Consider the following 25590-nt stretch of genomic DNA (forward strand, 5'->3'; position numbering starts at 1 on the left):
TCACAGCCGTGCCGCCGCCGACCCCTTCAGGTACTCCAGGTCGAACGTGGCCGCCATCCGCTCGTACCCCCTGTCGTTGGGGTGGAGCCGGTCCCCGGAGTCGTACAGCGCGCGGAGCTCACGGGGGTTGTAGGGATCCCTCAGCGCCTTGTCGAAGTCGACCACCGTGTCGTAGACCCTGCCCGCCCGGATCTGCGCGTTGACGGTCTGGCGGACCCCTTCGCGGGCCTCGTTCCAGGTGGTGCGCTTGCCGACCGGCATGAGGGTCGCGCCGACGACCTTGATGCCGCGTGCGTGGGCCTGGCGGACCAGGTCGCGCAGGCCGGTGAGGAGCTTGCCGGAGTCGACGGTGCCCGGGGTGCGGAGGATGTCGTTGATGCCGAGGTCGATGACGACGACCTTGACGTTGGGACGGTCGAGCACGTCCCGCCGGAAGCGGCGGATGCCGGCCTGGTTCTCCAGGGGGCGGCCCCGGGCGTCCGCGAGGACCCGGTTGCCGCCGATCCCCTCGTTGACGACGCTGTAGCGGGGCAGGTCCCGGCCGGCCACGAGCGCGGTGCGCAGGCGCCGGTTCAGGAAGTCCGGCCAGCGGGAGTTCGCGTCGAGGGTGGAGTTCTTGCCGTCGGTCAGCGAGTCGCCGAAGGCGACCACCGTCCCGTCGGCCTCGTCGCCGAGCACGTCCAGCGCGGTGAGGTACCGCCAGTGGTCGACCTGCTCGGTGTACCCCGTCCCGGACTCGTCCTCGGTGAGGTCGCCCGGACCGGCGTACGAGGTCTGCCGGGCCGTCGGGTGGTAGGTGACCGGGCCGGACAGGGCGGGCGAGTAGGTGGTGACGAGGACGTCGCCGCCCGCCGGGACGGCCAGGGCGACGGCGTCGCTGAGCGCCTGTCCGCCCGCCGCGATGACGACCGTGGTGTTGCCGGCGAAGGTGAGCCGCCGCGTGGTCCCCGCCTCGGCCGCCGCGGTCCGCGGGCCGGCGGCGAGGGCGAGGGAGGCGTGCGTGATGGTCAACGGTGTCCGGCCGTAGAGATTGGACAGCGTGATACGGGCACTCGTACCGCCGACGCCGGCGTGGACGACGTTGCGGACGGAACGTCCGGTCATGCCCTCGGCCTCGGTGCCGGGCTCGGCGCCGACCGGGGAGGCGGACCAGCTGCCGACCCAGACGCCGGCGGACGCGGGCGCGGCGGAGGGGCGGGCGGGCCCGGCACCGGACAGCGTGGTCCGGTCCGAGGTACCTGTGTCGGCCGCCACCCCGACGTAGATGGCGGTGGACAGGGCCACGATCAGGGCGACGATCGCGGTCAGCAGGGCGTAACCATGACGCCGAGTCATGCGGTGGTGTTCTCCTAGGCCGATGGGAGCCCGGGGCTCCGATCTGATCAACTCATGATGAGGCATGAACCGGGGGAGAAGTGACGAGACCCCCTGTCGATTCCCTCGTCCGGACTGACGCCGGGAACTCCTGTTCTGTTCCAGGAGTCGGTCAGGAAGGGACAATGTGTGAGGGATCACGGAACGGGTGGAGCGGATGGAACGCACGACATCTGAGGAAGCGGAACCGTCTGACGTGGAGCGGCCGGCCCGAGGAGGCGGCGGGGACGGGACGCCCCTGGGCCGTGCCGTCCCCGCTTCGGCCGTACGTGCGATGAACACCTTCAGTGAGGCGGACCTGGAGAAACAGCGCGGGGTGCGGCAGATGAAGCTCACCGCGACCGGGCTGCTGCTGCTCGTGGCGGTGGTGTACGTCCTCGCCACGTGGGCGCACAACTCCGGGGCGGGTCCCTGGGCCGGCTACGTCGCCGCCGCCGCCGAGGCTGGCATGGTGGGCGCGCTCGCCGACTGGTTCGCGGTCACCGCCCTCTTCCGCCACCCCCTCGGCCTGCCCATCCCGCACACCGCGATCATCCCCACCAAGAAGGACCAGCTGGGGGTGTCACTGGGCGAGTTCGTCGGCGAGAACTTCCTTTCGGAGGACGTCGTACGACAGCGGCTGCGGGCCGTGGGCATCGGCAGCCGGCTGGGCACCTGGCTGGCCGACCCCGAGCACGCCGACCGGGTCACCGCCGAGCTGTCGGCCGCGCTCCGGGGCGCCCTGACCGTCCTGCGGGACTCCGACGTCCAGGCCGTGGTCGGCGAGGCGATCACCCGGCGGGCCGACGCCCAGGAGATCGCGCCCGGCATCGGGAAGATGCTGGACAAGGTCGTCGCCGACGGCGGGCACCGGCGGGTCGTCGACCTGGTGGTGGCCCGGGCCCACGACTGGCTGGTGCTCCACAACGAGCAGGTCATGGACGCGGTGCAGGGGGGCGCGCCCGGCTGGACCCCGCGGTTCGTCGACAAGAAGGTCGGCGAGCGGGTCTACAAGGAGCTGCTGCGGTTCGTCACCGAGATGCGGGACATGCCGTCGCATCCGGCGCGTGGAGCGCTTGACCGGTTCCTGACGGACTTCGCCAACGACCTCCAGTCCGACACGGACACACGCGCGCGTGTCGAGCGGCTCAAGGGCGAGGTGCTGGGGCGCGGCGAGGTCCAGGACCTCATCGCGTCCGCCTGGACCGCCGTACGGTCGATGATCGTCTCCGCCGCCGAGGACGAGCGCAGTGAGCTGCGGCTGCGGGTGCGGGCGTCGCTGCTGTCGCTGGGGGCGCGGATGGCCGTGGACCCGAAGGTGCAGGCGAAGGTCGACGGGTGGGTGGAGGGGGCCGCGGTGTACGTGGTCACCACCTACCGGCGCGAGATCACCTCCCTGATCACGGACACGGTGGCCGGGTGGGACGCCGAGCACACGACGCGGAAGATTGAGGCGAACATCGGCCGTGACCTTCAGTTCATCCGGATCAACGGCACGGTGGTCGGGTCGCTCGCGGGATTGTTGATCTACACGGTGTCGCGGGCGCTGGGGGCGTAGCCGGTCTGGTCGCGGGCACCCGCTTGGCGTTCGTTCGACGATCGCCCGACGATCGCCCAAAGGGGAGGGAGCCCTTCCGTGACCACAGCCCAGGCCGATACCGGCCGCACCTTGACGACCGACATCCCTGCCAGACTCGACCGGCTCCCCTGGTCCCGCTGGCACTGGACGATCGTCATCGGACTTGGCACCGTGTGGATCCTCGACGGCCTCGAGGTCACGGTCGTCGGCAACATCGCCAGCCGGCTCTCGGAGCCGGGGAGCGGGCTGTCCATCTCCTCCGGGCAGGTCACCGGTATCGCGGCGGCGCTGTACGTGGCCGGCGCGTGCGTGGGAGCGCTGTTCTGGGGGCGGCTGACGGACAAGTGGGGCCGCAAGAAGCTGTTCATGATCACGCTGGCGGTGTATCTCGCCGCTACGGCGCTGACGGCGGTGTCCTTCGAGTCCTGGTGGTTCTTCCTGTTCCGGTTCCTGACCGGATTCGGGATCGGCGGGGAGTACGCGGCGATCAACTCCGCGATCGACGAGCTGATCCCGGCGAAGTACCGGGGCCGGGTCGACCTGATGATCAACGGAAGCTTCTGGCTGGGAGCGGTGGGCGGCTCCCTGCTGTCGATCGTCGCGCTGAACACGGACATCTTCGCGAAGGACGTGGGCTGGCGGCTGACGTTCGCGCTGGGGGCGGTGCTGGCCTTCGTGATCCTGCTGGTGCGGCGGCATGTGCCGGAGAGTCCGCGGTGGCTGCTGATCCACGGGCGGGACGAGGAGGCGGAGCGGATCGTCACCTCGATCGAGAAGCGGGTGGAGGCGGAGCGCGGTGGCGAGTCCCTGCCGCGGCCCGAGGGTGAGATCACGATCCATCAGCGGCGGAGCGTGACGTTCGCGGAGATCGCGCGGACGGTGTTCTCGGACTACCGGCGCCGGTCGGTGCTCGGGTTCTCGCTCTTCATCGGCCAGGCGTTCCTCTACAACGCGATCACGTTCGGGTTCGGGGCGATCCTCACGACGTTCTTCGACGTGCCGACGGGGGACACCGGGTACTACTTCGCGGTCATCGCGATCGGTAACTTCTTCGGGCCGCTGCTGCTGGGGAAGCTGTTCGACACGGTGGGGCGACGGGTGATGATCTCGTCGACGTATCTGCTGTCGGGGCTGCTGCTGTTCGGGACGGCGTGGCTGTTCGACCGGGGTTCGTTGAGCGCGGCCACGTTGACGGCGTGCTGGTGTGCGGTGCTGTTCTTCGCGTCGGCGGGGGCGTCCAGTGCCTACCTCACGGTGTCCGAGGTGTTCCCGATGGAGACGCGGGCGATGTCGATCGCGTTCTTCTACGCGCTGGGTACGGCGGCGGGCGGCATCAGCGGACCGCTGCTGTTCGCGGACCTGACGAGCACGGGGAAGGTCGGCGACACGGTGCTGGCCTTCCAGATCGGGGCGGGGCTGATGTGCGCGGCGGGTCTGGTGGCGGCGTTCCTCGCGGTGCGGGCGGAGGGGCGGTCGTTGGAGGACATCGCGAAGCCGCTGACTGCGACGTGAGGTGTATGGGGGGCCGGGTTTCGGGTGCGGGTTCGGTGGGGGCGGGCGTTTTTGCGCAGTTCCCCGCGCCCCTGGGTGCCTGCGGCGGCCCGTTGCGGTCCGGTGGGGGCGGGTGTAGCGCGCGAGGTTGGCGCGGACGGTCCGTCCTGGCGCGGGTGACCGCAGCTTCCCAGGGGCGCGGGGAACTGCGCGACCAGCCACGACGCACCCGACACCCGCCGGACGGCCTCACCCGGTACCCCCACGCCGCCGCAGCAGAAGCAGTCCCCCCGCCACCGCGGTGATCCCCGCGGCGGCGGACCAGCCGACGATGTCGTCGGAACCGGTGGCCGCGAGGTCCTGGTCGGCGGCGGTCACCGTCTGAGCCCGCGCGCCGGAGTTCGGGGGGACAGTAGAAGCCCCCGTCTCCGTCACCCGGCGATCCCGCGTGAACGCCAGAGTCCCGAAGCCCAGTTGGTCGTACCCTCCGCTGTTGGGGCCGTAGTCCCCGCCACCCCCCTCCGGCGCCGACCTCGCCGCGATACGGGTGACGTACGACGCCGAAAGCCCCCGGCGTTTCGTGTAGTGGTTGGCGATCATGGCCCAGACGGGGCGGGTCGTGGCGGGGTCGACGCCGGCCGCCGCGGACGCCGTCTCCCGACCGGACCATCCCCCGATCGCCCCCTTCGCGCGGGTGTTCGCGGTGTAGGAGACGTCCCCTCCCATGCTCCACTTCGCCACGTACTGGGCCCCCTTGAGGAACCGGCTGTCGTCGTAGCCGTACAGGTCGTACCCCTGGTTCCAGGCCATCTCGCAGAACGTGCCCATCAGGCCGACGCCGAGGAGCGCGTGCCCCTGGTCCCGGCCCGCCTCCAGCCACTCGGCGAGGCCGTCGTCGTACACGACGGGGATGGCGTGCTTGAGTGCGCCGAGGCCTTCGCCGTTCTTGAAGTAGTCGATCGCGCGGGCGACTTGGGATCTGTCGTCGCAGAAGATGCCGGTGGCGAGGACGCAGGCCATGGCACACAGGTCCCAGTTGGTCCAGTAGTTGGTGACGACGGCACCGTTGTGCCGGACGAGGAAGTCATCGCTGAGCCGGGCGAAGACCTTGGTGAGCAGCTCCTGGAAGCGGGCGAGGTCGAAGTCCGGGTGGTCGCGGACGAGTTCGGCGGCGTTGGCGAACTGGTAGCCGTAGAGACCGGCGGCGAGGAAGCGGTCCGCGGTGCCTTCGACGGACGTCAGTTTCGCCGACCAGGCGTTGAGGATGGTCACGGCCGTGTCGGCGTGCGCGCTGTCGCCGCTGACGTGGTACCGGAGGGCGTTCTGGTAGGCGGCGTGGATGTCGTTGTAGAGGGTCGCGTAGTTCTGGGGGGAGCCCGAGCCCCGATACACCGTGGTCTGCGGGTTGGGCGTCCAGCCGCTCTGCGCATGGCGGTTGGCGGTCAGCTTGGCGAAACCGGCCGTGTAGGGCGCGGCGCCCGCCTTCACCTTGGCGGCCATACGGGCGAGGTCGGCACCGGTGTGCAGCAGGCCGGGGTGCGCGAAGGCGGAGTCGGCGGCGGCCGCGGTGGCGGGCAGGGCCGTCGCGGCGGTCACCGCGACACCCGCGGCTCCCGTCGCCTTGAGCATGCTGCGGCGGCTGATCTGTGAAGTCACGGACGTCATTCCTCGCGTGCCGGTGGCTGGGACGGTCAGGAGACGCGAGGGTGGGACTGCCGATAACAGAAAGCAGATGGCAGAACGCCGATGACGGAACGCCGATGACAGAGCGCCGATGACAGAAAAGGCCACAGAAGGGAGCCGTGCCCGTGAGCATCCGCAGGATCATGCCCGACATCCACGTCGAGTCCGGAGAGGCACTGACCGCCAACCGTGACTTCTACGGCCTGCTCGGCTTCGAGGAGGTCATGGACATGGGGTGGGTGGTGACACTGGCGTCACCCGCCAACCCGACCGCCCAGATCAGCTTCCTCACCGAGGAACGCACCGCGCCCGTCGTCCCCGACCTGAGCGTGGAGGTCGAGGACATCGACGCCGTGTACGCGCAGGTCGTGGCGTCGGGCGCGGAGGTCGTACGGGAGCTGCGGGACGAGGAGTGGGGCGTACGGCGCTTCTTCGTCCGGGATCCCAACGGCCGGGTGGTCAATGTGCTGACCCACCGGGATGCCGGACACCGCTGACCTCTCAGGAGTCGCGGTCCGCGACCGCCCACGAGGCCAGCGCCACCGCGCCCGCCACGCCGAACACCGCGGGCCACGCGCCCACCTTCTTGGTCAGCGGGTGGGATGCCGCGAAGGCGGCCACGTACGCGGCCGACAGGGCCCCGGCCGCCTTACCGCCGGCCCGCTCCCGCCACTGCCGGGCCGCCGCGGTCCCGGCGACGGCCAGTACCGCCCCGCCCAGCTGCCGCTTCTTCGTCCAGCGGGCCACGCCGTAGCCGCCGACGAGCCCGCCCGCCGCGATCACCGCGCTGGGAACCTCAGCCATGCCTGCCTCCTCGGTCGATGTGTCCCGAGGCTAACTCCGGACCGGCGCCGGGAATCCAACCTGAGTCTGGGCTTGTCAAGTTTCCTGGTTGCGAGCTATATAAGAAGGCGTAGGGCATCGCACCCGCAGAGTCTGTGGAAAGGAGATGGACTGTGATGCTCATGCGTACCGACCCCTTCCGCGAGTTCGACCGGCTCGCGCAGCAGGTTCTCGGTTCCACCGCTCGTCCCGCCGCGATGGCGATGGACGCGTACCGGTCGGGAGACGAGTTCGTCGTCCACTTCGACCTCCCCGGCGTCGACCCCGAGACGATCGACCTGGACGTCGAACGCAACGTCCTGAACGTCCGCGCCGAGCGCCGCGTCCCCGCCCCCGAGGGCGCGGAGATGATCGTCGCCGAACGACCCACGGGCTCGTTCACCCGTCAGCTGTTCCTCGGCGACACCCTCGACACGGAACGCATCGACGCCTCGTACGACGCAGGCGTCCTGACCCTGCGCATCCCGGTGGCCGAGCAGGCCAAGCCGCGCCGGATCCAGATCACGGGCGGCGACAGCGGCCGCAGGGAGATCAGCCGCTGACGCGGCGGCTCGAAGACCACTCGAAGACCACTCGAAGAACAGGCAAGGCAGTCGCGCCCCCGCGGAGCGGCAGGTCCGCCCGCGGGGGCGCAACGACCCCCAGGAGAACCCGTACATGAGCGCACTCAGCGCGGATCGAGCGACCAGAACGGCACGGTGGAGCGACCTCGTCGACGCCGTGCGCGAGGCCGGACAGTACGCGAGCACGGCGGAGGCGGAACGCGTCGTCCGCGTCGTCCTGTCCACCCTCGGCGGCCATGTCACCGGCGACGAACGTGTCGACCTCGCCCGGGCCCTGCCCGAGGAGGCCGCCAGGCTTGTCGCCTCCCGGATTCCGCTCAACAGGCCCCTGACGGCACCGGAGTTCGTGGACGCGGTGGCCGGCCGCATCGAGGGCGCGACCCCGGCGACGGCCCGCTGGGACGTCAGCTCGGTCCTGAGCGTGCTGCCGGAACTGGTGGGCGACGAGCTCGTGGACCGCGTTCTGGACCGACTCCCCTCCGGTTACGCCCTGTTGTTCGGCAGGGCGGAACTGACCCCCGCAGCGGCCTGACGCACCGCCCGCCCGACCGGCCTGGAGGGCTTCGCCCCTGCCGCGACCTGCCGACGGCGGCGCGGGCGAGGGCGAGGCCCACGGCGGCGGGACCGGGGATGTCATGGGGTTGTCCGCGCTGAGGTAGATGTAGCGGATGTACTGCGGAAACACGGACCAGTCCTGGCAGGCGACCTCGGTCACCGGGACGGCTGCCGAGGCGGTGGGGGCGGCGCGGTCAACGGGACGCCGAGTGCGGCGGCAACGGCCGGCAGAACAGCGGATCTTCGCATGGTCGGCCCCGTGGGATTCGTCGATGGCCCACACCTTGGTGGACCACTCATTCTGGGAATGAGTGCCGCTTTCCACACGGCGGAATCGAGCCCCTGCCCGAGCGCCGTCGCATGCCTCGTCTCACACCTCGTCGAGCAGCGCGGCGAGCCCGTGGTCGAGGTCGGGGCCCAGGTTCTCGGTGCCGGGCTCGACGACGTCGTAGGAGCGCAGCAGGAAGCGGCGGAGGGTGGCCGTGCCGAAGCGGATCACGGCGAGGCCCAGCGGTGAGCGGAACTCGATGACGGTCCTGGCCCAGCCGCACGGCCGTATTCGTACGTCCCCCTCCCCGGCCGGTCTCCCGAGCCCCTCCTCCAGCAGCGCCCGCGCGAACATCCACGTCACGCCCTGGCCGTCGGCCGAGACCTGCGCGGGGAAGTCGATGTGTACGGCGAACGGCTCGGCGGAGTTGTAGCGCAGCGTGGGGCGCAACGGGAGTTCCGGGCAATCAGGGGTGATCAGGCGGGCGCGGACGGTCTGTTGCAGGGTGGTGAGGCGCATGGGCGGCGGTCTCCGTCTTGGGGGCGAAGTAGGGCAGTTGTCTTTCGGTTGCCCTGTCGAGTGCCAGAAGTGCGCCTTCAGTACGCGGAGGCGTAGATCCATGCATGTGATCTGAGTCACCCCGGAGCTGAACGAACTGAATGAACTCAATGAGCGGAAGTCACCGACCATTCGCCCACCACCGACGCCCCCCGACCACGCCCCGAGCCCGCTCCCCGGAACTTCCGCCCCACTCAAGGGAGTTGAACCGGCGTACCGACAGCTGACGCGTGCCCCCGCCGGTCCGGCGTCCGCGCCCGCGACCGCCCGAGAGGAGCCCCCGTGAGAGAGCACGGCTTCCGCGCCGAGGAGATCGACACCAGCAAGCCGCACCCCGCACGGATCTACGACTACCTGCTCGGCGGCAAGGACAACTACGAGGTCGACCGCCAGGCCGGCGAACAGCTCATCGCCGCGGCCCCGGAGGCGCGGATCGGCGTACGGGCCAACCGGGCCTTCCTGCGCCGGGCCGTCCGCCACGTCATCGGCACCGGCGTGCGCCAGATCCTGGACATCGGCACCGGCCTGCCCACTTCACCGAACGTCCACGAGACGGCCCTGGAGGTGGCGCCGGACATCCGCGTCGCCTACGTCGACAACGACCCGATCGTGCACAGGCACGCCGGCGCCCTGCTCGGCGCGGGCGGCACGACCGGTATCGCCCTGGCCGACCTGCGCGACCCGCGGGCGATCCTGGACGACCCCGACGTACGCGCCGTCATCGACTTCGACGAGCCGGTGGCCCTGCTCCTGGTCGCCGTCATCCACTTCCTCACGGACGCCGACAAGCCCGAGGAGATCATCGCCACCCTCCGCGACGCCCTCGCCCCCGGCAGCCACCTGATCCTCTCCCACGCCACGGGCGACTTCGCCGACCGCAGCGGGGCGGCGGCCGTCTACGGCAAGGCGACGGCCTCCATGAACCTGCGCACCCGCAGCGAGATCGTGCGCTTCTTCGACGGCTTCGAGCTGATCGATCCGGGCGTGGCCCAGGTCCCGTTCTGGCGCCCGGACACACCCCCGCCGCCCCGCTCGCACGAGATCGGCTTCTACGGCGGGGTGGCCCGCAAGCTCCCCTGAACCCGTACTGCCCGTACTGCCCGTACTGCCTTACTGGTGGTACGGCTGCTGCGGGGCCTGTCCGCCGGACACCTGGCCCCCCTGCCCGCCACCGGCGGTCGCCTGCGCCTGCAGCTGCTCCGCCTCCTGCGAGCTCACCTTGTTCTCCGCACCGCAGAAGGTGCACTGCGTCGCGTACTTGGTGGAGATCGGGAACAGCGGCACGAAGAACAGCGTGAACTTCGTGACGCGCTTGCGCAGGGTGTGCGCGGCCGGGTTCCCGCAGCGCCCGCACACCATCGTGAGTATCGCGAGCTGGTAAAGGTATCCCTTGGTGCCAAAGAGGATGAGCATGGTGTCGTCGCCTTCCGGGTTCGGTGCTTGAGAGGCAGTATCCCCGTAGTCCACGACGCGCCTGGTCGCACGGTCCAAGAAGGGGGAGGCTGGAGCGACCACCCTAGAAGGGGATCCGGATCGATCCGGGGTTAGGTCCCCTCGCCGCCCAGCCGGCTCAGCGCCCCCATGGCCTCGCGCTCGATGCGTGCCAGTTCGAGGAGCACGGTGCCCGCCCGTACGAGGTACTGGTCCTCGCCCGACTCCCCGGCCTCGGTGATCTGCGTCGCGACCTGCGTCCACAGGGCGGCCGCCTCGGCGTACAGCCGGTGACCGGTGTGCAGGTGCTCGCTGTCGAGCAGCTCGGCGCACTCTGCGAGGAAGTCTCGGTACAGGTTGCGGAACAGGGCGCCGCCCGTACCGGCCTTCTCCATCAGGAGGGCGGCCTGCGGCAGGTCCCGCCGCGGGTCGTCGCTCCGCCGCAGCCAGGTGCGGACCAGCTTGGCGCTCTTCTCGATGCCACGGTGACCCAGGTTGGCGATGGGCGGATGAAGAAACGCGTCCGCACACCCGGTGATCGCGGAAACGATCCTCTCCTCAAGAGCGGGCAGATCCTGGCGGGCGGTGAGGGTGAACGACCGGTGCCTGGCGGTCATCGGCCCCCGCGCGGCCCTGGCCCGCGCTAGGCTCTCCAGCCCGGTGGACACCGCTCCGCCCTGCTGCTCGGTGTCCACGAGGTGGGCGAGCCGGTCGTCGTAGCCGTACATCGCGACGACATGCCCGCCGAAGTGGACCTTCGCCCCGAAGTAGTCCAGGTAGTAGCTGTCGAGCTGCAACCCAACGGGCCGGCCCCCATCAATGACCTCCACCACGTCCGCCCACGCCTTCTTGGGCGAGGCGGTCTCCCGAACCACGAGCTCCAGCCCGAGGGTGTCGGCCAGGTTCCGGGCCAGCTCGAACGGCTTGACCCGTCCCCCGAGGAAGGGGAACGCCATGCTCTTGCTGTCCCAGTAGACGAAGGAGAGCCCACGGCCGAGGCCGAAGAGCATGGGCTCGGAGAGATCGATGCCCTGGTGACGGAGGAGGACGCCGAGGGTGGTGGTTTCGCAGTGGTGTGTGGCGCGGGGGGTGATGCCCTTCACGGTGGTCACGCGAGGGTCTCCTGGTGGGGAGGCGCGATGATGCCACTCACCGCTCATTGGTCTCCCGCTTCAGGCGTCCCGCGAGATCAATGCCTTCCTGTACCGCCGCGTCGAAGTCAGGGTCCTGGCAGAGACGGATCCGGCCTCTGTAGTCGACGATCACCGAGGCGACCGCGCTCAGATCCGCTTCCGACGACGCTTCCAACGCACGCTGAAGGTCCGTTTCGAACGACGCCTGGTCGTCGGAGAACCGGTGGCTGGACCTCAGGGCGGCACGGATATCGCCGATGGTCCGCAACGGCGGTGGCGCGGGCACGGATTTCTTCCTGTGCGGTCCGCTCACGGTCGTCTGCTCCTAGAAGTCCTCAGGAGGGTTACGACGCACTCCGGACAGGAAGCTGCGCCAGGCCCCAACTGACATGAGGAGATACGGGCGTTCAGGTGCTTTGGTATCTCGTACGAGAACCCCGGGCTGTACGAAGGCGGCCTCCACGCACTCGGTTCCGCTGCCTCCGCTGTAGGAGGACTTGAACCACTCGTGCGTCGGTGCCTTCGTCATCAAAGCTCCTTGCTTATACGGCGGATGACCGCCGCCGAGGACTCAAGGTCGAGCGCCTGCGCGCTGAGGTACTCGAACGCCAATCTATAACGCTCCAGTTCCCGTTGCTTCTCCATGAAGAGGCCACCGCCGAGCAAGTCCACGTACACCACGTCCAGTTCGGGCGCTGGCCCTCTCAGGACGGCGAAGCTGCCGACGGAAGCCGCATGCGCACCCGAGGAAAAAGGGAGTACCTGGACGGTGACGTGCGGTCGTTCCGTCATGGCGAGTAGGTGTTGGAGCTGGTCCTGCATGACCTCGCGGCCGCCTACCCTGCGCCGCAGTGCCGCCTCATCGATCACGCACCACAGCAGCGGGGGTTCCGCTCGTTCGAGGAGCTCTTGCCGCTTCATGCGGATGTCGACCATGTGCTGAACTTCGCGCTCGGGGCACTGCACTTCCGAGGCACGGTGGACGGCTTCCGCGTAGGCGCGGGTCTGCAGAAGACCAGGGATGTACATGCAGGCGTAGTGGTCTTCGCGTACGACTTCGTCCTCAAGCGTGAGCATGAGGTTCATCGACTCGGGGATGGGGTCGTCGAGGGACCGCCACCAGCCCTGGATCTTGGCGCCCTTCGCCAGTTCTACGAGGGCGAGGCGCTCCTCGTCGGAGGCGCCGTACTCGCGACAGAGGGCGTCAACGGCCGGCCATTTGACGGTCCCTTCCTTGGTTTCGTAGCGGCTCAAGGTCGCCTTGGAGATGCCGACGCGAGTGCCTGCCTCTTCGAGGGTCAACCCCTGTCGCTCGCGGAGACGACGGAGGTCGGCGCCGAGTTGGCGCCTTCGTGTCGTGGGTCCAACTGCCATTCCTACGGCCCTTCGTGTCGATCTAGCGAATCGTCCTGGTTGTCCCAAGGGGACGGCAAGGTGGCGCGCGCTGGGGGCGCTCGCCGTTCGGCCGCACCACCAGAAGCTTGAGATGAGAGTTCCATTTTGAGAGTTGCAATGCAACTCTCTGTATGTGAGTGCTCGCACACCGCAACTCGACTCGAAGGTAGAGGTGTTGATGGATGGACTGCATCGCCGGTGTCCCAAGGAAGCCCTGGAGTCTTCCCTTCACTGCCGAGCCGCAGGAGGTCGCCGCGCTGCGGCGGATCATGCGGCTTCACTTGGGGCTCTGGGGCCTGCACGGTGTCATCGATGCCGCTCAGCTCTGTGTCAGCGAGCTCGCGTCGAACGTCATCACTCACGTGGGGACCGGTACGCCCGCCACCCTCGTCGTATCTATGAGCGGAAGCCGCCTGCGGATCGAGGTTCACGACTCCGACACCCGCGCACTGCCGGTGCTCCTCGACGCCGGACTGGATGCCGAGTCCGGCAGAGGAATGGCACTGATCAGCGCTGTCACCGACCGTTGGGGCGTTCAGCTCCAGGCCGACCAGAAGGTGACGTGGTGTGAGCTGCCGACGGGGCTGGCCTCAGCCCAGGAGCACTCTGGAGGCGCTCGCGTGAATCGGATCGAGGCTCTGCTGAGCGGTTACGGCTGTGAGCAGGCGCGCTCAAGGTCGGCGACGCACAGAGCGGTCTCACTGGTCGAGGAGGCAGCAATCGACGTGGTGGTCGACGTCCTGCACTGGCTGAGGGCTCATGGCCGCGATGTCGACGAGGCTCTCGACCGCGCGCAGACCCACTTCGAAGCCGAGGTCGCGGAGGCAGAGACCTCGACCCTCAGCGGGCCGTACGCGTGCCGATGGGAGGTGGCTCGGTCCGGCGTCAGCGATTGACTGCTTGCGCGAAGAAGCCCACATGAGGATCGTCCGGTGTGCCGACGAGCAGCGCGCGGTCCAACAGGATGTTGTTGTGCTCGCAGCTCGTCTCCGGGAGCATCACGCAGGCGTGGCACGCGGCCAAGTTCGTCCCGCCGGTGCCGGACGCCTCGGATTCGACACACAATGGGTCGGAGGAGCACCACTCGGCACGGTGGACGGCCGAACGGATCGTCCGGTCGAGGAGGTCCGGTTCGCCTTGGGCGACGAGCCCGCCGAGGCTGCCTGCCGAGTCGCTCGTCGCGGTGTAGACAAGCACGCCTGCCATGTCGTCGGCCGCGTACAGACGCTCACGCAGGGCGGCGGCCGGATAGCCGGCTTCCAGGCTCCACTCGTTGATGAGGACATGAGCCAACGTGTGCAGCAACACCATGCGCGGCGTAGCCGGGGAAGGGGGTACCCGGCTCGGATCCCCGGCACGCTGTTCCATCACCCGCTGGTGAGCTGTGCGCATCCGCTCGACCCGAGCGGCGACGGCCGGGGCCTTCTCCCAGGGACCGAGTCGCTCCTCGTCCAGACGGAGGAAGACCCCCTCGCCCCGCACCTCCATCGCGGGGAGCCACTGCAGAGGGGAATCGGAGAGCGGTACTTCATGGGGCTCGGTCGTCGCGTCGGGGTCGGCGAGCCGTGTGAACGCCTTGAGGGCGCGCACCTCGCGAAGCTTCTTCACCAGCATCGGACTTGTGACACCGAGCGGGTGGAGCACGCTCGTGTCGCCCAGCGGGGTCTCGCAAATGAACTGCTCGTCCCGCGAGCGTTCGCGTTCGTCGTTGCCGGCACAGAGTCGGTCGTACTCCTTGTTGCGCAGTGCACGGTAGCGGTGGTCGAAGGTGGGCCCGTCCTCGCCGCTCGGATCCTCTTCTCGTTCCGCATCGAGGAGTGCCATCACCTCGTCGAGCGGGACCGGACTTTCTCCATCGAAGAGAAATTTGAGCGCGCCCGCTACCTCCTCGCGGCTGTCGAGCCCACGAAGCCTGGGCCAGTGCTCGGCGAGCGGATCGGCGCGGCCGTCGCTCCACGGCGGGATGGAGAGCGCCGACTTCAGCACCGGTTGCCACACGGCCGAGGAACCGCGCTGGAGCGTACGCGGCGTCATGCCGCAGGCGTGGGCCGGGACGGACGTACCGAGCCACGGGCGGGTGCCACGGCAACGAAGGCCCAGATCCTTGAGCGCACTCTTGCGGAACGAGCCCTCCATGGAGACCTCGGGCACCCCGCAGGTGCAGGACACGAGGATCGAGCGGAGTGAGGAACTACGGCCGGAGGTACGCATCTTGAGCGTTCCCCCGCACTGCCCGGCGGACTTGGTGCCACCGCCGGCGGCTCGATGGACCCAGTGCCAGTACGGGAAGTCGTCGAGGTGCCCGGCCTCGCAGGCGATCACGAAACGGGAGGGTACGAGGTCGGCTTCACACGTGCCGCAGATGCTCCGGCCAGCCGGCGGGTTGAAGTCTCGGTGGCGGCGCAGGTCGTTGCACCCGGGGCAGGAGTGCATGAGAGGGAAACGGCGCACTCGGATGCCGTCCCTGCTGGTGTCCTCGGACGCGGGAGGCAGCCGGAAGTGCTGGACGTCGAGGAGACGGGCGAGGCGTCGCTCGTGGATCCGAGGAGACTCGTCGCTGCTCCAGTGCTCGTCGGCTCCGTCCAGGCCGGAGACGATGAAGGATTCCTGATCCACGGCTACGAGTGAGCCGACTCCGTAGGTGGTGATCGCCTGAGCACGACGAACGGCACCGCGGCGGGGCAGGTTGCGGGCGGGCGCAGCGCCGTCCGTGCCGGTCCGGCGGCGGCGTGCGGGGGGCGGGGTCATCGGGTTGCCTCCATGAACAGGGCGGACTCGGCGTCGACATCGCGCAGGCTCCACAGGGTGGGCCATGCCTCGGCGTGCTCGGACTCGTCGTCGTAAGACTTCAGGAGCGAGGAGGTGCGACTGCCCCTGACGGGCTCGAAGAGGAGGCCGCCGTGCGTGTCGGCCTCGTCGCACCACCAGTCGACGAACTCGTCGAAGGCACGGCCCACCGCGTCGACTTCTTCACGTGTGACGTCGTGGACACGATTCAGGAGGATGGGCCTGACCTCCTCGCGGAGCAGGTGTTCGTAGGACTCGACCCGGCCCGCGGCATCATTGGCGCGGGCAGCCGGGATGAGGATGCGTGCCAAGGCGACGATCACCGCGTGCAGGCCCCGCTCACGAGCACGTGCGGAGAAGGGAGTGACCGAGGTGGACTCGACCTCGCGGTAGAGAGCGGAGTGGAAGTGCAGGAAGTTCTCGTAGTGCGAGCGGTCGCGGGATCGGGTCGCGTTGAGCATGACGGCGACCAGTCCGGGGTGGGCGCGGCCGACACGGCTGGTGGCCTGAATGTACTCGGCCGTGGTCTGTGGCTGGCCCATGACAGCCATCAGGCCGAGCCGGTCAACGTCGACACCGACCGCGATCATGTTGGTGGCGAGGAGGACGTCCACGGCGTCCTCGTCGGGCAGCTTCTTCTCGATGCCCTTGAGGCGGGTGGGGATCTCGCTGGCATCGATTCGGCTTGTCAGCTCCGAGTAGTTGGTCACCGCGCGGACCGCCGAGCCCTCCCGTGCAGCGAGCACCCCCAGATACGCCACCACGTCGTCGTGGACCTGAAGCTCGGCCGCGGACAGGAGTCGGAGGCTGTTGAAGTAGCCGACGAGGCTCCAGTACGCGTCGCGCACCTCGTCCTCGGTCCGGGCTTGCTTGGCTCGGTGCAGCAAGGTGGCGTACGTACGGATCAACAGGGTCGACTGACTGGTGCCCGGGGCCAGGAGCCCGACGTAGCGGCGGCTTGCCTTCTCCTCGCGAGGGGTCTCCACGGCGAACCAGGAGTCGCGGGAGTCCAGGCCCGCGGGCGGGAACTGTCGGACATCACGGGCGAAGAGGTGGAGGCCCTGGTCCGCGGCACGGCGGATGGTCGCCGTGGAGGCGATCACCTTGGGGCGGTCGGCGAGTGCGTCCACGGCGGTCTCGTACAGGCCGGTGAGCGTCCCCAGGGGGCCCGAGATCAGATGGAGTTCGTCTTGGACGATCAGCTCCGGGGGCGGCGTGCGGTCGCTCGGGTCGTCGCGGTTGAAGAGTGCGGCGGTGGCCGGACGCCACGGCATCGAGGCGAACTTGTCGACGGTGGCGATCACCAGCGTGGGCCGGGCGTCGTACACGGCCTCGTCGATCAGGTGGACGGGCAGGCCGTCGGCGAAGGCGCAGTCGGTACCGGGGCAGCGGACGTGCATCCGCTTGGCGTCCTCGTCGACCTCGTAGGCGCGGGCGTCCAGGCGGGTACCGCACCAGGGACAGGCATGCAGCTGGACCGGGTTCTCGGTGGCGAGACGTTTGCCGAGGTCGCCGCGGAGCTCGGCGAGCCTCCTCTCGGCCTCCGCCAGTGTATTGGGGGTCGCCGAGCGGCCCACCCACATGCCGATGGAGAACTCCTCGTTGCCCAACTCGGGCCTGGCAACCCGCATGTGCTCCATGGCGCAAATCAGGATCGCAGCGCGCTCGAACTGCTGGAGCGTGAGCAGCCGGAGCGTGTAGCGCATGAGCACGGTGACACCCCCACCGTGCTCCTTCTTGCGGATGCGACGCAGAAACGAGGTGAGGGCGATCAGACCGAGGTACGCCTCCGTCTTTCCACCACCAGTGGGGAACCACAACAGGTCGGAGATGCCACGGTCGCGGTGCTCGGGGTCATCGATCCCGGCCAGGCAGAGAAGCAGGAATGCGATCTGGAAGGGACGCCAACGGCCGGCCGCCCGGTCGGGGGAGCCGATTCGGCCGCTCTTCACCCAAGCGCTGCGCGCGCGTTGGTCGGCCATGGCGTGGTTGGCGAGACGGAACGCCTGCATCAAGTCGGGCTTGGACGCTAGGAGTTCGATGCCCTCCCGGACACGACCGAGAGCCTCGCGGCACGCCTGCACCTGGTCTCGCGCCGGCTTCTCGTGCGTGGTGCCGGTCAGTGCCTCGGCCTCGATCTCCTTGCGGGCGATCCAGCGCTCGTAACCTGTGGCGAGTTTCCTCAGAGCGGCGAGGATCTCGGGGTCGTCGCGCTCGGCCAGGCCGAGCATGGACAGAGCTGAGCTGTCGATCTCCGGGTTGGAGTCGGTGAGCAGCACCTCCACGGTCGGAACGAACTCGCTGCGCACTTCTGTGACAGCAGCGAAGACGGTGTCGGTCACGCCGATCGGCGGCGGCGTCCAGTCCCACTCGGCGGCGCAGCCGTGACCGACGGCGAAGGTCGGGGCGTGGCGGTGCAGCAGGCGGCTGGTCCCGACCTCGTCGTCATGGGAGGCAGCCGGGGCGGGCCGATCGACGAAGGCAGTGGAGCCGTTGGCGGCGCGGATCGTCAGACCGCACTGGAAAAGGGAGAACGCGTCCTGGAGTTCCCGCTCACCGACCCGGTGGGTATTCACCAAGGTGACCGTGATCGTGACCGTCTTGGTCGACGGGTCGTAGCGCCTGACGTTGACGCGCAGTGCGGCTCCGCCTCCGAGTTCGACCTTCTGGTCGGGGTCGGGCGTGGTCACATCGACTGTGGTGTCCGGAAGAGCAAGCTCTTTACGTTGCCACCGCTCCCGCTGCTCGGAGACAGTGCGAGCTTCCGCACGGCGAGCGGGGATCGGCTTGCCGTCGGCATCGGTGGGCTGGTAGACGGCGGCACGGGCGGAGATCACGATCGCCTCGCTTATGGCGGGAGCGACCGCGAAGGTGAGTCCCATGGATGACGGGCGTCGAGTCCCCGCAGCGCCCACCTCCTGAGCAGTGCCGGACTCCTCGATGTTGTCACGCGTGCGCTGCGGGGCGATGTCCAGACCGTCTTGCTCGCCGTCGTCCGCGCGGAGCTGTTCCTCCGCGGCCGAGGTCGCCGCGCGCGGGTAGAGAACGCCGGCCAGGTAGCGGTCGATCGGCGCCTCTTCGGTCAAAACCTCGTCCCTGTCTTCCGGCGGGGCTCCCGGGGCGGGGCCAAGGAGTTCGCGGCGGAGTCCTACCAGGAGCTCCTCATCCCGGACCCGATAGTGCTCGGAGTGCCGACCTGCTCCCTGCGTCATGCGCTCTGCTCCTCGTTGTTGTCAGCCCGTCGGTACTTTCCGATGCCGGTGATCCTGGGGATGATCCACACACCGCGATCGCCGAGGCCGGCGTTCGTGCCGGCGGCGGTGCTGCCCGTCACGGTCTCCAAGTCGTCGATCCGCAAGCTGTGGATCTCATCGGGCCACCACGGGTCCCACGTGCGGTTCACCTTCTGCACTCGGAACAGCTCCTCACGGAACCGCTCCGAAGCCTCACCGATCTCCCGGCCGTTGTGCACCAGGGCGTACGGAGGGCTCTGAAACTCGCCCATCGGCAGGTCGTGGCGCTTGCGCAGCAGGACCTCCTGCCCAGGGCCGACCTGCTCCAAGAGATACACCTGAGTCGCCAGAGCGTCGCTCTCGTGTCCCGGCGGGTTGTCCCGGCAGACGTCGCCCGTCTCGGCCACTACGCCGAATCGGTCGTACGCCCGCCATCCACCCACGTATCGACGGCCGCTCTTCCTGCCTCCGGCTCTCCTGATCATCGGAAGCTCGGGAGGGTTCACGTGGTACAGGTCCTGGCGGGCGCGCGTCATGGCCACGTACAAGGCTCGCGCCTCGGCGGAGGGATCGAACTCTTCCTTGTACTGCTTGCGGAGGTCGGCGATGGTGGGCGGGGACAGAACGATCACCCTGTCGAACTCCAGGCCCTTGGCCCGATGCACGGTGGAGACGACGATCCGCGTCGTCTCCGGGTCGGCAGCCTCGTCGGGGAATCTGCCGTCGACCACCGAGCGGCGCAGCCTTTCCAGATCGAGCGCATTGCGCCCGGCCGAGCGTGTGGCCCGACGCAGCACCGTCCACAAGGCGCTCGTATTGGGTTCGTACGGCAGCGGGATTTCCGCGAGCAGAGAGCGGAACCGATCCTCTGTGAGGCCGGTGGCTTCCGTACGACGCAACAACTCGGCCACCCAGTACGGCACCGGCCGCTCTTCGAGAGGGCGCCGCAGCCGGTGTTCGACGCTGTGCTCGTGGAGCAGTTCGGAGATCACCAGAGCCTGTTGGTTGTCGCGTGTGAGGATGGCACAGGTGTCGGAGAGGTTCCGCAATCCATCCAAGGTGAGCGGATCGTCGAGATCGCTCAGCCCGTTGGCCGGGTCCAGGAGCAGGCCCCGCAGCTCTTCGTAGAGTGTGGCCGCCTGCTCCGTGTCGGAGACCTTCTGGAGACGAGGGCCGTATGCCAGCGCGACACGGGCCTCGGGGGTGACTGCGCGGAAATTGTGAGTGAGGTGCAGCTCCACCAGGTCGTCGGGGTACGAGCAGCGGAGCCAGTCGAAGAACCGGCCGGTCTCGTCGGCCCGTTCGTCCGGGTCGGCGATCTGGAACCCGTAGACCGACTGAGCGGCGTCACCGACCACGGTGAACCCACAGCTGTCCTGGTACCGGTCGAGCAGCGCCTCCACCAGTTCCCGACGGCTGCCCAACAGGTCCTGCACCTCGTCGATCACCACATGGGCGGGCGGAACGGCATCCCCGGCCTCCAACGCCCCCCTCTCGATCGCCTGGGCAGCGGCGGTGATCCGCTCGTCGAAGCCGGCCGCGCTCCACTCGCCGTCGGGCTGCGCCTGAAGGAGCACCCCGTACGCCCAGGCGTCGAAGGTCTGGGCGCGCACCCGACGGGCCCGCTCGCCGTGCCGGGCAATCCGCTCACGCAACTCGCGGGCGGCGGCTCGGGAGAAGGTGAGCACCAGGATCTCTGCGGCCTCCAACGACTCGTCGGGATCCTCTTGACCGCACAGCGCATCGAGTCGGCGCACCAGTGTGTGGGTCTTTCCCGCCCCGGCCCCCGCGGTGACCAGCACGCGCGCGTCCCAGGGTTGCTCGACCACGACTCGTTGTTCGTCGGTGAGCGGGGGACTGTCGAGGTAGGCGTCGGTCACGTACGGCTCCAGAGGTGCTCGAACTGGGTGAAGGCGAGCTGGGTGTCGAAGTTCGCGATGTTGTCACTGACGTTGAGGATCAGACAGGTGTCCTTGCCGCCGTTCCTGCGACCGCGCAGGCCACGGCCGATCATCTGCTGATAGACGTTGGTGCTGTAGACCGGTCGCGCCACCACAACGACGCGCGTTGCGGGTGCGTCGAACCCCTGGGTCAGGACACCGTAGTTCGTGAGCACCTGGATGCGTCCGTTGCGGAACTTCTCGATGCGACTGCGACGGTCCTGCGCACTGGTCGTCGAGTCCACGGCGGCCGACCGGACACCCCGGTCGTTGAGCATGGCCGCAAGGTACTTGGCGTGGTCGACGGATGTGGCGAAGAGCAACGTCGGCCAGTCGTCCGGCAGGTCCACCACCGAGTCGACGATGCGCAGACTCCGTGCGTGGTCGTCGGCGAGCCGCTGTTCGGCGGAACGGGAGAGCATCGCCATACGATCGGCGTGCGTCTTCTCGTCCGGGGTGAGTTCGATCCGGCCGCCTTCGAGAGTGCGGTGCTCGACCTGGGCGAGCATGCCCCAGTCCTGGAGGTCACGATACGGATCACCTGAGGGGAAGACTCCCTGGTCGAGTCGCTTGTTGCCGAAGCGGCTGACCAGGCGGCGGGTCTCGTCCTCGTTGGTGTTACGGAACGGCGTGGCGGTCAGCCCGAGCAGGTGCCGACCGGTCTCGTACTGGGTGAGCCCCAACTGGCCGAGGATCTCCGTGTATCGCTTGGAGATGGCGGTGTGCGCCTCGTCCACGATCACCAGCGCGGCCTGTCGTAGCCAGGCGTACTGGTCGGTGCCCAGACACCGCTCCAGCTTTGCGTCGGTGGCGATCACGAGGTGGGGCTGGTCGACGACGTTCCCGACCTCGTTGCTGCTCCACAACCGACTGATGGTGAGCGAGCGTTCCGCGCCGACCTTGCTCCAGACGAACTTCCAACTCTGGACGGCCTGTTCGCACAACTCCTCGGTCTGCGCGATCCACAGCAGTGGGCCCTTGAGATCACCGACCCGCTTGACCCAGCGGATCACGGCCTCGGCGGTGACCCGGGTCTTGCCCGCGCCTGTCGGCAGGGACAGCATTCCGCGCTGAGGGGCCAACCGGTCGAGCAGGGTGGAGATGTTCCTGACCAGGTCCTCCTGGTACTCGTGAAGGCTCGGAAAGTCCCGAGGGCCCTCGACGGTCTCGGAAGGAGGCGGTGACGGAGTCCTCGAACCCGCGAACGCGACAGGCAGCCTCAGCTCCGAGACAAACGCGATGGCGGCCGACGAACCCCCGTACGAGACAGGCGCGTTGGGGAAGCGTGCCTGGATGTCCCGGGCGTGCTGCTGGAGCACCCCGTCGCCGTGCGCGTTGAACGCCATCTGTGCGATCCGGCGTCCGGACGGTTCCTCGCCGTCGGTCATCTGGAGTTCGGCCTCCAGCAGCCCCTCGGGGAGGCCGTTCCGGAGTGCGTCGGCACCGATCAGCAGCTCGATCTTGGCCACCACGTCCTCGGCCTCGCGTACCGCCTTCTGAGCGGCCTTGAGTTCACTGTCCCGGGCCATGCGGTCCTGGTGCTCCAGCACTGAGCGGCAGCCGGCCGCGCCGAGGCCGAGGCCGAGCTCGCGGTCGATCAGGCGCAGCATCCGCTCGGGCTCCAGAGGCACCCGGACCTTGACGGTGTTGTCCTGGCGCACGGCGTCCAGAGGGGAGGCGTGCGTACCGTTGGGTGTGCGGGTGACCTCCTCCAGTTCGGTGCATCGCTGCACCATGCTGCTCCGGTTTGCGCTGTTCAGGCGGTGCCGGAGGGCGGGGAACAGCTCGACCAGCGCCACGGGGTCGCCCTCCGGCACCTCACGAGTCTCCCGGCTGATCACGTTGGCGTAGCGGAGCATGCCCCACTTCTCGGCCATCAGCTCAGCGTCCTCGACGGTCGGCACGAGCAGCGCCGGGAGCTGCTCGGCGCGCAGGGCCCGGTACTCGGCGGTGCCGACGGCGACGGTGATCTCGTCGTCGGGGCGCGTGCCCCAGGCGTCACCGATCCGGCAACGCGTCAGGGAGTCCTCGGGGAAATCGGCGCCGAAACGGGTCAACATCACGTAGGTGGCTCCGACAAAGGTGTCGTCCTCACTGCGGGACACCTCGCCGAGGAGCGCGTCCCAGCGGTCGGAGGGGACTTCGTCGACGGTGGTCGGGAGCCGCAGCTTGCGGGCCTTCTCGGGAGTGATGTCGGCGACCGGCAGAACGTCACGGTAGGCGGCGAGTTGCGGACCGACGGCCTCCTTCAGCGGCTTGATCCCTTGGGAGGTGGCGACCGTGCCGTACTTCGTCAGCATCCACCGGATCGGCGAGGTCACTGTCTTCCGAGTACTGGACTGCGCGCCGATCTGACGGATCCAGTTGTCCACCACGGCGTCGTCGGGCAGCACCTTCAGGAAGGCGGCGCGGGACTCTTCGGAGAGGGCGCGGAAGAGGTGGAGCGGACCACCGATCGCCGGGCCCTCGACCTTCATCCGGTTCAGCGTGGGGCGTGGGGCGCGACTGTCCAACCCACGCAGGTAGGAAGCGTGGACGGCTTGGCGGTACTCCTCGAACCACGCCTCGCCCCCCTGTGGCTGCACCCCGCCGGACGGCCTCTCCCGCAGACCTACCTGGGCGAAGAACGGGGTGTCGTCGGAGTGGAACGCCATGTCGACGGCGATGTTCGGGTCGCGCTTCGCGTCGACGACGACGCCCGGCAGCATGCAGTCCTCGGCCGGCCGGAAGCGCCCGTCGGCGGTCCGCACCCGGAGCGTCGAGCCCGGAGCGGGCACCCGCTCCAAGACCTTGTGGGCCAGCCGACGGACGCCCGCCTGACGGAACAACTCCCAGAAGCGCTCCCAGTCCGAGTCGCTGTAGTGATCGAAGCCCTGGTCGAGGACGCTGACGAACCTGCCCTCGACATCGGCCTCGCGGATGCCCAGGGTGTTGAGGGCATGAGCGAGCGACGGATCCTGGGCAAGCTCGTCGACCACGTACACCAGAGCCTCGCGCAGGCCACCCTGGTCGGCACGGCGGAACACCTTGCCGTGTACGGGGGCGACGAGACCGTGATCCTCGGTGAGCACGATGTGAGCCTTGCGGGCCTCCTCGGCGTAGGGGGAGTTGGCCTCGATCATGTTTGCGAGGATTCGCACGGCCACCGCCGACGCCTCGGGGGTCCCGTTTTCGACCAACGCCTCCAGCCACTTGCGGACGTCGGTCCTCTCGTGGCCGGCCGCGCTGATGATGTGCTCGACCTTTCCGGAGCGGAGGGCGTCCGCCTCGACGCTCGGGTGCAGCCAGTTAGAGGGGCGCCCGGGACACTGGTTCCACATCCGCAGCCAACTGGACAGTTTGTTCGGGTCCCTGTCGAGCCGCGGGTGGATCCGCAGTTCCGTGGGGACGCGCAGGACGCCGTCCTGGTCGGGAAGGGAAGGACGGTCCGCGGCGCGGGCCCAGATCTCCCGGGTCAGGAACTCGTCGGCCCAGCTGATCGATTCCTTGACCCGACCGGGCAGCAGGGGGAGGTAGGCGGCGGGGTCCTCGGCGGGCGCCAGGGCGGGAAGGGAGTCGACGACCAGCTGCGCCGCCACCCGGATCATCTCCTGGTTGAAGGGGGACGAGTCGAGAAGGTTCTGCCTGTCCTCATTGGTCTTCCAGGCTCCATTGAGGATGCCGCTCAACGACACCTCGTACTTGGTCGGGAAGAATGACCAGAACGCACCGCGGCCACGAGTTCGCGAATTGACGTACAAGCCGCTTTCCGGATCCTTCTCCAGGGCCGGAACCCCCCACGAAAGATCGAGTGAGAGCCGGTCGTGGAGTTCGCCGGCATCCGCCCGGGCCGCCGGACCGGGGGTGTGGGTGGTGGTGAACACCCGCCAGCGGATGGTGTTGGCTCGCCCGTTCTTCTCCTCGGTCACGGTGTGCAGGTCCCCGGCCTGTCGAGCCGTCAGAATCCTGCGAGCCGGCGGGAGATGACGCCGGTCCTCAAGGATGACTTTCGCGACATGCGGGGAGAAGAGCTGGAAGCCCACGGGGAACTCGTCGCGCGGCTCACCGTTTTCCTTGGCGCGTCCTCCGTGCATGTCCAGGCCGAGCCGGCGGTCCGCCTTCGGCAGCAAGGGTAGGCGTACGACGGTGGTCGCCCAGGTCAGCAGCTCGTGCAGGACAGCGTCGGTGGCGCGCTCAGCCTGCACGTCGAGAGGACGGGCCATCCGCAACACCGGGGCATCGAAATTCTGACCGTAATGGGCGGCCACTCCGGGCACGTTTTTAATTTGCTCGAACGACCAGGCGCGGTCGAAACCGAAACTTCCGGTGCTGCTGAAGAATTCTGGAGCGTCAGTAACGACGAGAACCGATTTAATTCCTACCCCGAATCTTCCAATCTGTCCTCCACGCTTCTTCGACATGCTCATTCGAAGAATGGTTTCCGCGCCCTCCGGAGTGACGGGGTTGCCTTCGTTCGCGCAGTAAAGGTGCGTTGCTGTGAGGACGACTTGGATTCTTCCTCCGGGCTCGTCCGCGATTTCATCGGAGGCATTCTGGACAAGCTCAAAAAGTTGACGATCACCATACCCGCCCTGAGTGATGCGGCGCTCTCCATTGGCATGTTCGGCTACGAGGCCGGGGTCTACGGCATAAGTTTGCAGGACGCGGGAAGACTGCTCAATGACGGTTTGAATAACCGGAGGGAAAGAGGATGGCATTGTCCAGGACTCCTGAGGTGTCAACTGGTCGGACGAAGGTGTGCGTGACGGGCCGGCTGTCGATTTCGTAACAGCCGGCCC

The 25590-nt window shown here is 68.6% G+C and carries 20 protein-coding genes; 7 read left to right on the forward strand and 13 right to left on the reverse strand.

The features are described from left to right. Positions 1–1335: an SGNH/GDSL hydrolase family protein gene (locus ACFVYN_RS21145; protein ID WP_390000757.1), complete on the reverse strand. Its 1335-nt coding sequence runs from the start codon at positions 1333–1335 to the stop codon at positions 1–3. 196 nt (positions 1336–1531) lie between these two features. Here ACFVYN_RS21145 and ACFVYN_RS21150 point away from each other — a divergent pair, with 196 nt between their 5' ends. After that, entirely contained in the window at positions 1532–2911 is a 1380-nt protein-coding gene (locus tag ACFVYN_RS21150; protein WP_390000759.1) for a DUF445 domain-containing protein, read from the forward strand. 78 nt (positions 2912–2989) lie between these two features. Continuing rightward, on the forward strand, positions 2990–4444 hold the full coding sequence (locus ACFVYN_RS21155; RefSeq protein WP_390000761.1) for an MFS transporter: 1455 nt from the start codon (positions 2990–2992) through the stop codon (positions 4442–4444). 228 nt (positions 4445–4672) lie between these two features. Here ACFVYN_RS21155 and ACFVYN_RS21160 read toward each other — a convergent pair whose 3' ends face one another. Then, positions 4673–6088, reverse strand: coding sequence for an alginate lyase family protein (locus tag ACFVYN_RS21160; RefSeq protein ID WP_390000763.1), 1416 nt, complete (start codon positions 6086–6088; stop codon positions 4673–4675). 143 nt (positions 6089–6231) lie between these two features. On the opposite strand from ACFVYN_RS21160, the gene ACFVYN_RS21165 reads away from it, so the two are divergent. After that, entirely contained in the window at positions 6232–6603 is a 372-nt protein-coding gene (locus tag ACFVYN_RS21165) for a VOC family protein (RefSeq protein ID WP_390000765.1), read from the forward strand. Between the two features lie 4 nt (positions 6604–6607). Here the strand turns inward: ACFVYN_RS21165 and ACFVYN_RS21170 are convergent, their stop codons facing one another. Beyond that, positions 6608–6910, reverse strand: a complete 303-nt coding sequence (locus tag ACFVYN_RS21170; RefSeq protein WP_390000767.1) for a hypothetical protein — start codon at positions 6908–6910, stop codon at positions 6608–6610. A gap of 155 nt (positions 6911–7065) precedes the next feature. Here ACFVYN_RS21170 and ACFVYN_RS21175 point away from each other — a divergent pair, with 155 nt between their 5' ends. Both ACFVYN_RS21175 and ACFVYN_RS21180 read left to right on the forward strand, forming a co-directional pair. Beyond that, on the forward strand, positions 7066–7491 hold the full coding sequence (locus tag ACFVYN_RS21175) for an Hsp20/alpha crystallin family protein (RefSeq protein ID WP_390000769.1): 426 nt from the start codon (positions 7066–7068) through the stop codon (positions 7489–7491). 115 nt (positions 7492–7606) lie between these two features. Beyond that, positions 7607–8044 (forward strand): DUF2267 domain-containing protein, encoded by a 438-nt coding sequence (locus ACFVYN_RS21180; protein ID WP_390000771.1) that lies wholly within the window; start codon positions 7607–7609, stop codon positions 8042–8044. Positions 8045–8437: 393 nt separating this feature from the next. Here the strand turns inward: ACFVYN_RS21180 and ACFVYN_RS21185 are convergent, their stop codons facing one another. Continuing rightward, the gene (locus tag ACFVYN_RS21185; protein ID WP_390000773.1) at positions 8438–8854 is read right to left on the reverse strand and encodes an SsgA family sporulation/cell division regulator; all 417 of its coding nucleotides are present in this window, start codon (positions 8852–8854) and stop codon (positions 8438–8440) included. A gap of 321 nt (positions 8855–9175) precedes the next feature. On the opposite strand from ACFVYN_RS21185, the gene ACFVYN_RS21190 reads away from it, so the two are divergent. Continuing rightward, entirely contained in the window at positions 9176–9973 is a 798-nt protein-coding gene (locus tag ACFVYN_RS21190; protein WP_390000775.1) for an SAM-dependent methyltransferase, read from the forward strand. Between the two features lie 30 nt (positions 9974–10003). Here ACFVYN_RS21190 and ACFVYN_RS21195 read toward each other — a convergent pair whose 3' ends face one another. From ACFVYN_RS21195 to ACFVYN_RS21215, 5 genes are all read right to left on the reverse strand, one after another. After that, entirely contained in the window at positions 10004–10306 is a 303-nt protein-coding gene (locus ACFVYN_RS21195) for a zinc-ribbon domain-containing protein (RefSeq protein ID WP_390000777.1), read from the reverse strand. 131 nt (positions 10307–10437) lie between these two features. Continuing rightward, positions 10438–11436: a BtrH N-terminal domain-containing protein gene (locus ACFVYN_RS21200; RefSeq protein ID WP_390000779.1), complete on the reverse strand. Its 999-nt coding sequence runs from the start codon at positions 11434–11436 to the stop codon at positions 10438–10440. A 37-nt stretch (positions 11437–11473) separates the two neighbouring features. Continuing rightward, on the reverse strand, positions 11474–11770 hold the full coding sequence (locus ACFVYN_RS21205) for a DUF6247 family protein (protein ID WP_390000781.1): 297 nt from the start codon (positions 11768–11770) through the stop codon (positions 11474–11476). Positions 11771–11782: 12 nt separating this feature from the next. After that, entirely contained in the window at positions 11783–11986 is a 204-nt protein-coding gene (locus ACFVYN_RS21210) for a DUF397 domain-containing protein (RefSeq protein ID WP_390000782.1), read from the reverse strand. After that, on the reverse strand, positions 11986–12831 hold the full coding sequence (locus ACFVYN_RS21215) for a helix-turn-helix domain-containing protein (protein ID WP_390000784.1): 846 nt from the start codon (positions 12829–12831) through the stop codon (positions 11986–11988). Before ACFVYN_RS21215 ends, ACFVYN_RS21210 begins: the two co-directional genes overlap by 1 nt. 203 nt (positions 12832–13034) lie before the next feature. On the opposite strand from ACFVYN_RS21215, the gene ACFVYN_RS21220 reads away from it, so the two are divergent. Continuing rightward, on the forward strand, positions 13035–13748 hold the full coding sequence (locus ACFVYN_RS21220; RefSeq protein ID WP_390000786.1) for an ATP-binding protein: 714 nt from the start codon (positions 13035–13037) through the stop codon (positions 13746–13748). On the opposite strand, the gene drmB is transcribed toward ACFVYN_RS21220, so the two are convergent. From drmB to ACFVYN_RS21240, 4 genes are read right to left on the reverse strand one after another with little or no spacing between them, the layout of a single operon-like run. Further along, positions 13738–15600 (reverse strand): DrmB family protein, encoded by a 1863-nt coding sequence (gene drmB, locus ACFVYN_RS21225; RefSeq protein WP_390000788.1) that lies wholly within the window; start codon positions 15598–15600, stop codon positions 13738–13740. The genes ACFVYN_RS21220 and drmB overlap by 11 nt on opposite strands. Then, entirely contained in the window at positions 15597–18851 is a 3255-nt protein-coding gene (locus tag ACFVYN_RS21230) for a helicase-related protein (RefSeq protein WP_390000790.1), read from the reverse strand. The genes drmB and ACFVYN_RS21230 overlap by 4 nt, the downstream gene beginning before the upstream one ends. Beyond that, entirely contained in the window at positions 18848–20752 is a 1905-nt protein-coding gene (locus ACFVYN_RS21235; RefSeq protein WP_390000792.1) for a UvrD-helicase domain-containing protein, read from the reverse strand. Before ACFVYN_RS21235 ends, ACFVYN_RS21230 begins: the two co-directional genes overlap by 4 nt. Next, positions 20749–25509: a DEAD/DEAH box helicase gene (locus tag ACFVYN_RS21240; protein ID WP_390000793.1), complete on the reverse strand. Its 4761-nt coding sequence runs from the start codon at positions 25507–25509 to the stop codon at positions 20749–20751. The genes ACFVYN_RS21235 and ACFVYN_RS21240 overlap by 4 nt, the downstream gene beginning before the upstream one ends. Positions 25510–25590: the final 81 nt, after the last annotated feature.

Origin of the sequence: Streptomyces sp. NPDC058307 (assembly GCF_042880295.1) — a bacterium.
Classification (GTDB): domain Bacteria; phylum Actinomycetota; class Actinomycetes; order Streptomycetales; family Streptomycetaceae; genus Streptomyces.

Excerpts from the sequence above, each read along its gene's own strand:
- drmB (WP_390000788.1), bottom strand. The coding sequence starts at position 15,600 with ATGACCCCGCCCCCCGCACGCCGCCGCCGGACCGGCACGGACGGCGCT.
- ACFVYN_RS21230 (WP_390000790.1), bottom strand. The coding sequence starts at position 18,851 with ATGACGCAGGGAGCAGGTCGGCACTCCGAGCACTATCGGGTCCGGGAT.
- ACFVYN_RS21180 (WP_390000771.1), top strand. The coding sequence starts at position 7,607 with ATGAGCGCACTCAGCGCGGATCGAGCGACCAGAACGGCACGGTGGAGC.
- ACFVYN_RS21170 (WP_390000767.1), bottom strand. The coding sequence starts at position 6,910 with ATGGCTGAGGTTCCCAGCGCGGTGATCGCGGCGGGCGGGCTCGTCGGC.
- ACFVYN_RS21185 (WP_390000773.1), bottom strand. The coding sequence starts at position 8,854 with ATGCGCCTCACCACCCTGCAACAGACCGTCCGCGCCCGCCTGATCACC.
- ACFVYN_RS21215 (WP_390000784.1), bottom strand. The coding sequence starts at position 12,831 with ATGGCAGTTGGACCCACGACACGAAGGCGCCAACTCGGCGCCGACCTC.
- ACFVYN_RS21150 (WP_390000759.1), top strand. The coding sequence starts at position 1,532 with ATGGAACGCACGACATCTGAGGAAGCGGAACCGTCTGACGTGGAGCGG.
- ACFVYN_RS21220 (WP_390000786.1), top strand. The coding sequence starts at position 13,035 with ATGGACTGCATCGCCGGTGTCCCAAGGAAGCCCTGGAGTCTTCCCTTC.
- ACFVYN_RS21145 (WP_390000757.1), bottom strand. The coding sequence starts at position 1,335 with ATGACTCGGCGTCATGGTTACGCCCTGCTGACCGCGATCGTCGCCCTG.
- ACFVYN_RS21210 (WP_390000782.1), bottom strand. The coding sequence starts at position 11,986 with ATGACGAAGGCACCGACGCACGAGTGGTTCAAGTCCTCCTACAGCGGA.
- ACFVYN_RS21160 (WP_390000763.1), bottom strand. The coding sequence starts at position 6,088 with ATGACGTCCGTGACTTCACAGATCAGCCGCCGCAGCATGCTCAAGGCG.
- ACFVYN_RS21240 (WP_390000793.1), bottom strand. The coding sequence starts at position 25,509 with ATGCCATCCTCTTTCCCTCCGGTTATTCAAACCGTCATTGAGCAGTCT.
- ACFVYN_RS21195 (WP_390000777.1), bottom strand. The coding sequence starts at position 10,306 with ATGCTCATCCTCTTTGGCACCAAGGGATACCTTTACCAGCTCGCGATA.
- ACFVYN_RS21175 (WP_390000769.1), top strand. The coding sequence starts at position 7,066 with ATGCTCATGCGTACCGACCCCTTCCGCGAGTTCGACCGGCTCGCGCAG.